The organism is Aliivibrio sifiae (genome assembly GCF_002954715.1).
Taxonomy (GTDB): Bacteria; Pseudomonadota; Gammaproteobacteria; order Enterobacterales; family Vibrionaceae; genus Aliivibrio; species Aliivibrio sifiae.
On sequence record NZ_MSCP01000002.1, the window covers coordinates 907,506 to 912,468 of the forward strand.

The 4,963-nt window shown below is 35.6% G+C and carries 9 protein-coding genes; 1 reads left to right on the forward strand and 8 read right to left on the reverse strand.

Annotated features, from left to right (window positions below):
* Nucleotides 1–140: 140 nt before the first annotated feature.
* Nucleotides 141–947 (reverse strand): deaminase, encoded by an 807-nt coding sequence (locus tag BTO23_RS15220; protein WP_105063922.1) that lies wholly within the window; start codon nucleotides 945–947, stop codon nucleotides 141–143.
* Nucleotides 948–1,220: 273 nt separating this feature from the next.
* On the opposite strand from BTO23_RS15220, the gene BTO23_RS15225 reads away from it, so the two are divergent.
* Nucleotides 1,221–1,616: an aegerolysin family protein gene (locus tag BTO23_RS15225; RefSeq protein WP_063650493.1), complete on the forward strand. Its 396-nt coding sequence runs from the start codon at nucleotides 1,221–1,223 to the stop codon at nucleotides 1,614–1,616.
* Nucleotides 1,617–1,800: 184 nt separating this feature from the next.
* Here BTO23_RS15225 and BTO23_RS15230 read toward each other — a convergent pair whose 3' ends face one another.
* The 7 genes from BTO23_RS15230 to BTO23_RS15260 all read right to left on the reverse strand — a co-directional run bounded on the left by BTO23_RS15230 (nucleotide 1,801) and on the right by BTO23_RS15260 (nucleotide 4,931).
* Nucleotides 1,801–2,343 (reverse strand): hypothetical protein, encoded by a 543-nt coding sequence (locus tag BTO23_RS15230; protein ID WP_105063923.1) that lies wholly within the window; start codon nucleotides 2,341–2,343, stop codon nucleotides 1,801–1,803.
* A gap of 230 nt (nucleotides 2,344–2,573) precedes the next feature.
* Nucleotides 2,574–2,861, reverse strand: a complete 288-nt coding sequence (locus BTO23_RS15235; protein WP_105063924.1) for a type II toxin-antitoxin system RelE/ParE family toxin — start codon at nucleotides 2,859–2,861, stop codon at nucleotides 2,574–2,576.
* Nucleotides 2,858–3,139, reverse strand: coding sequence for a type II toxin-antitoxin system Phd/YefM family antitoxin (locus tag BTO23_RS15240; RefSeq protein ID WP_063650544.1), 282 nt, complete (start codon nucleotides 3,137–3,139; stop codon nucleotides 2,858–2,860). Before BTO23_RS15240 ends, BTO23_RS15235 begins: the two co-directional genes overlap by 4 nt.
* A 193-nt stretch (nucleotides 3,140–3,332) precedes the next feature.
* Entirely contained in the window at nucleotides 3,333–3,698 is a 366-nt protein-coding gene (locus BTO23_RS15245; RefSeq protein WP_105063925.1) for a hypothetical protein, read from the reverse strand.
* Between the two features lie 166 nt (nucleotides 3,699–3,864).
* Nucleotides 3,865–4,110: a type II toxin-antitoxin system BrnA family antitoxin gene (brnA, locus tag BTO23_RS15250; RefSeq protein WP_105063926.1), complete on the reverse strand. Its 246-nt coding sequence runs from the start codon at nucleotides 4,108–4,110 to the stop codon at nucleotides 3,865–3,867.
* Nucleotides 4,100–4,363: a BrnT family toxin gene (locus BTO23_RS15255; protein WP_045032871.1), complete on the reverse strand. Its 264-nt coding sequence runs from the start codon at nucleotides 4,361–4,363 to the stop codon at nucleotides 4,100–4,102. Before BTO23_RS15255 ends, brnA begins: the two co-directional genes overlap by 11 nt.
* Before the next feature lie 181 nt (nucleotides 4,364–4,544).
* On the reverse strand, nucleotides 4,545–4,931 hold the full coding sequence (locus BTO23_RS15260; protein WP_105063927.1) for a tautomerase family protein: 387 nt from the start codon (nucleotides 4,929–4,931) through the stop codon (nucleotides 4,545–4,547).
* Nucleotides 4,932–4,963: the final 32 nt, after the last annotated feature.

The following is a 4,963-nucleotide window of genomic DNA, read 5'->3' on the forward strand; positions in this document are numbered from 1 at the left end:
CTGGCATAACACGTTTGCTACCATACAGACCTAGCTGAATTTTAACGCCTTAATCACTGAAACTAAAGGCAAACTGATAACGCCGAGTGTAGCAAATCGTGTTGATGCATTTGTTATGTAAGTATTCCGCTCATACTCACTTACCTATCATTTCTAACTTCCCATTTGAAGATGATGTCGTTATCGAAAATTTCAATCAGTTGAATCAAAACATAAAAAGTGGCGTTTGATGGCTTAACTATTGCAATATCACCTATTTTCATTCTTGCGAAATGGCTTGGAAAGCGAAATACCGTAGGATCACTAATATCACCGAAATTTCTCGCACCAGCAGCGACTAGCACAGAGCCATTACTACTTTGAAGATCAACGCATCCGTGTGTCGGTTGCAATGTTGCCCATTTTATATTAATGATTCTTTCATCTGTCTGACTAAACTGGACTTCAATTTCGTTTCCACTGTGTATCACCGGAACTCTTCTTTTACCACAGCCATAAATTTTATGTATATTGCCACAGTCAAAAGTCTCCTCTTCTACAGCAGCCCTGAGTTTTCGATTAAAGAAACTAACATTAATATTGTTTTCCAATAGCTTTCTATAACCTTGGGAATAAATAGTTCCATTTGGGTCTAGAACTCCGATTACAACATCACTGACTCCGGAGTCGATCAATAACTGAGCACAAGATGATATCTCTTGCTCCTTATGTAATTCAACACATGGCTCCAACGTAGTATAAACTGTTGCCCCTTTAACCTGTTCAGCAGTTAGCTTTCTTATCGCAATACGCTCAGCATGAACATTTTTTGTTTCACCACGATAACCAGTAGCTAGTACTTCACCACTTTTCGCAATAACAACTCCAACTCGCGGAAACTCTGTACACTTTAAGTGCTCTTCTATAGCGATCTTCATTAAATCAGATCTTGAATAATTTTTAGACATACTATCCTACTTACATAACGCCTGCATAACACGTTTGCTACTATGCAAATTAAGCCTAAATTTACCACTTAATACGGTAAACCCAAAGATAATCTAGAATGCCGAATGTAGCAAATCGTGTTGATGCATTTGTTATATGCATTTAATAAATTTTAACTTTTCCTTGAACCACATTTTTCGTGTCCTATAGTGTTTAAGTGATTCAGAAAAGTTGTAGTTATTATTGTTGTCGGATCACCTATTATTTCAAACAACGTCAATAGGTATAATATAATGCATAGAGATATAATTGGTTCAATTTCAAATGACACAAATAGCACTTTATTCTTGAAAGAAGCAAAGTTAAAACACGGAAAATGGCGTGAAAATGGTCAACCAGATAAGCAAGTTCTTGTTGATGATACAGCAACCTTTAATGCTGGAAAACAAACAGGTGCATCTTACGGCGTAACTGGTCAAATTGAATATAGTGCCGAAAATACAGCTAAATACACACTAACCTTTAACAATCCCTACTCAGGTGATAATTCTGCATCCTTAAAATGTGAATTTAAAGGTGAAACCTACACTCTCAATGAATTTGTTCGCTATAACAAAACAGACCAACCGATGAACCTGACAGTTAAACTGGTTTCTATCGAACAGTTTGTTTCAGTAACAACTAGCTAGAAAATAAGCCTTAATGATTTGGCTAGTCATTAAGGCTTATATTCTCATTTTTTGCATATAACGCCTGCATAACACGTTTGCTACCATACAGACCTAGCTGAATTTTACTGCCTTAATCACTGAAACTAAAGGCAAACTGACAACGCCGAGTGTAGCAAATCGTGTTGATGCATTTGTTATACCGCTACCTAACCTGTACCCATTTTTTCTTATTTTCGACTGAACGTTCAATTTTAATCTCTTTAACTAAACTATTAATCGCCTTGGTAAATTCAGATCTAGGTAACTTCAATTTGTCTTGTAACGGAGCTAATTCAGTTGGTTGCTTCAGACTATTATAGATTTTATCTTCTGCTGATTTAGGAACAATAGACACTACGACATCAGGCTTAGTCCGAATAGCTTCACAGTTACCACCTAATAAATCACATTGAAACTTAAATGCTGAAATCAGGTTCTCATCATTACTAAAAAGTTCGAACGTGATTAAATTAAGCTCCTTTCGACTAAGTGATACTAACGTCCTCGATAGATAAGCGATAATATGAAAATCAGCCTGATTTGCCCCTTCTGGATAGTCAGACAGGCATAAATATAATAATTTCTCACACGTTTGTTTAATTGACTCAACCCTTGAAAATACAAGTACTTTATCAACAATTGAAGCTTTAATTTTTTCGAGTTCTTTCAAGCCAACATTTTCAGCATCGACAAATATTATTTTCACCTATTGCCTCCTAACTAATTATTTTTTATGACATTACGACAATAAGTATAAAGAAACAAATTATAAAAGAATGCGATTCAGCTTCCATTCAGAGATTTGCGGTATAACGCCTGCATAACACGTTTGCTACGATACAGACCTAGCTGAATTTTAACGCCTTAATCACTGAAACTAAAGGCAAACTGACAACGCCGAATGTAGCAAATCGTGTTGATGCATTTGTTATAATTTTATATATCAGCCATAGTCAGCAATTGGCTACAGTTACGAACCGTTAAAATATTTATGCTTAACGTTACGCTATAAATAATGCGGTAATTACCAAAAATTATTTCACGATAATTGGCTCTATTTAGCTCAGGAACAAGACGGCCTAACTCTGGAAATGAACCTAAATTCTCAGCTTTGTCGAATACGTCATTAACCCATTTTTCTGCCGCTGATGGATTGTCTAATGCAATGTATTCTGCTGTCTGTCCTATTTTATCTAAAGCAAGCGGCGACCAAATAACATTCATGAACGTAAGCGTCCTAAGATTTTAGAGCGAGCATCATCATTTGATAAGCCTAAACCACTAGCGATTTGTGCTTCAGCTTGTTGTACCTCTTCCAGTAGCTCTATTTTTTCTTGCATTGCTTCATATTCAGCAACGTCTAAAACAACAGCCACACCTTTACCACGTTGAGTGATAACTAGAGGTCTACGAGTTTCGTTAATTTGACGAATAAACGACGCTACGCCAGCTCTAAATTCTGAAAGTGGTTGAATATCTTGGTCTAATCTTAGTCGAGTCATAATAGCACCTTAGTTGTACTTAATTTTGTACCAATTATAGTGCAAGTATAAATATTCAGCAATACTAAGAAAAATTATAACGCCTGCATAACACGTTTGCTACCACGCAGATTAAGCTCAAATTTACCACTTAATACGGTAAAACCAAAGAAACCTAGAATGCCGAATGTAGCAAATCGTGTTGATGCATTTGTTATGCCTGTACTATAAATTTTAATCCACCAAACTCATGCTTTTTAATTGATACTTGGTACTTAAATTTATTACGACCAAAACCAACAATAAAAATGACAGTGTTAAATTCATCACGGTGATTTCGCATATAATTAATCAATGTTGTACATATTAGTTCATCAGTGATTATAATTTTTATTACTTTCTCTGGTTCACTAAAAATATATTCTGCATCATATTTTTGGTTTGAATCAACTGGTTTTAAATCACAACCAACAATCAATTCATTGGAAATAATTGAAACATTTGAGTTAATTGCATTTATTTGATTTTCATCAAACTCATGCCAAAACTCAACAGATGTAATTCCTTTTCTTAAATTCATTCGATTAATTTCCTATTTAAAAACTTCGAAGGCATAACGCCTGCATAACACGTTTACTACTATGCAATTATACTTAATATTGACGCCTTAAAACGAGAAACACCCGGCAAACTGAGATTGCCGAGTGTAGTAAATCGTGTTGATGCATTTGTTAACCGTTTTGATATCAGTGACTTGCTGCGTGATTCGCCGCTACACTTTCTAACCTTTCAGCTAACCAAACTTTAATAATCGATTGGCGAGTTACACCTACACGATTCGCTTCACGATCTAATGATTCGATCATCCATGTTGGAAAATCAACATTTACTCGTTTTTGACTTTGCATTGGACGCTTGGCTTTAGATAAATCTAGATCGCCTAGAATATCGTCGCCATCGTCAAATTTTGCATCAAATTCATTAGCTTTCATAAACCTTTACCTCACCTTTTCTTGAGCGTCGAACCGAAATTATTCGGATATTTTGACCTCGATATGTAATAACGCCAGTCCAATGTTTACCATTAAGCATGGCTATTACGATATATCTTGGTTCATCGTGAGTATTTACTGGGATCTCGATTAAATCTGGGTCATTCCAAAGTAATTGAGCTACATTGAAATCCACACCATGTTTTTCAAGATTCGAGTTACTCTTAACCTCATCAAATTCAAAATTAACCATAGAGTTAAAAATATACCATTATTATTCAAAAGGCAACTTTCGATGATGTTTCGAAAAGACGGTTAACGCCGCAATAACACGTTTACTACGACATAGACTTAGCTGAATTTTAACGCCTTAATCACTGAAACTAAAGACAAACCTAGAACGCCGAATGTAGTAAATCGTGTTGATTGCTTTGTTATACGTTGACCTGATATTTCAGATCTTTTGCTTCATCGCCAGTCATGTCTCTGAAACCCCAACAATGAGCAGGTTGCTCTTTAATGGTAATTTCAACATCAATCGGTGATATTCCTAATTCACATTCAATTGTAGAGAATAAAGACTTAATTAACGCCTTTTTCGTTTCAACCGTCCTACCTTCCATCATATTTATTTCAATCACGGTATAAGCGTTACTACGACCATCTGGATAATAGAAATCTTCTTTAGCCATTGGTATAAAACGATGAGCCCGCTTATCTTCAGGCAAACCAATTTCAGAATTAAGACACGATTGGATCACGTCTGACAATTTCGCTTTAATTGGATTCAAATTCTCTTTTATTCCGTAAACCACTATCATTTTTCATTCCCTCGAAAACGTATAACGCCTGC

Coding starts and splice junctions, on each gene's coding strand:
- BTO23_RS15220 (WP_105063922.1), bottom strand. CDS start 947: ATGTCTAAAAATTATTCAAGATCTGATTTAATGAAGATCGCTATAGAA.
- BTO23_RS15225 (WP_063650493.1), top strand. CDS start 1,221: ATGCATAGAGATATAATTGGTTCAATTTCAAATGACACAAATAGCACT.
- BTO23_RS15235 (WP_105063924.1), bottom strand. CDS start 2,861: ATGAATGTTATTTGGTCGCCGCTTGCTTTAGATAAAATAGGACAGACA.
- BTO23_RS15240 (WP_063650544.1), bottom strand. CDS start 3,139: ATGACTCGACTAAGATTAGACCAAGATATTCAACCACTTTCAGAATTT.
- BTO23_RS15245 (WP_105063925.1), bottom strand. CDS start 3,698: ATGAATTTAAGAAAAGGAATTACATCTGTTGAGTTTTGGCATGAGTTT.
- brnA (WP_105063926.1), bottom strand. CDS start 4,110: ATGAAAGCTAATGAATTTGATGCAAAATTTGACGATGGCGACGATATT.
- BTO23_RS15255 (WP_045032871.1), bottom strand. CDS start 4,363: ATGGTTAATTTTGAATTTGATGAGGTTAAGAGTAACTCGAATCTTGAA.
- BTO23_RS15260 (WP_105063927.1), bottom strand. CDS start 4,931: ATGATAGTGGTTTACGGAATAAAAGAGAATTTGAATCCAATTAAAGCG.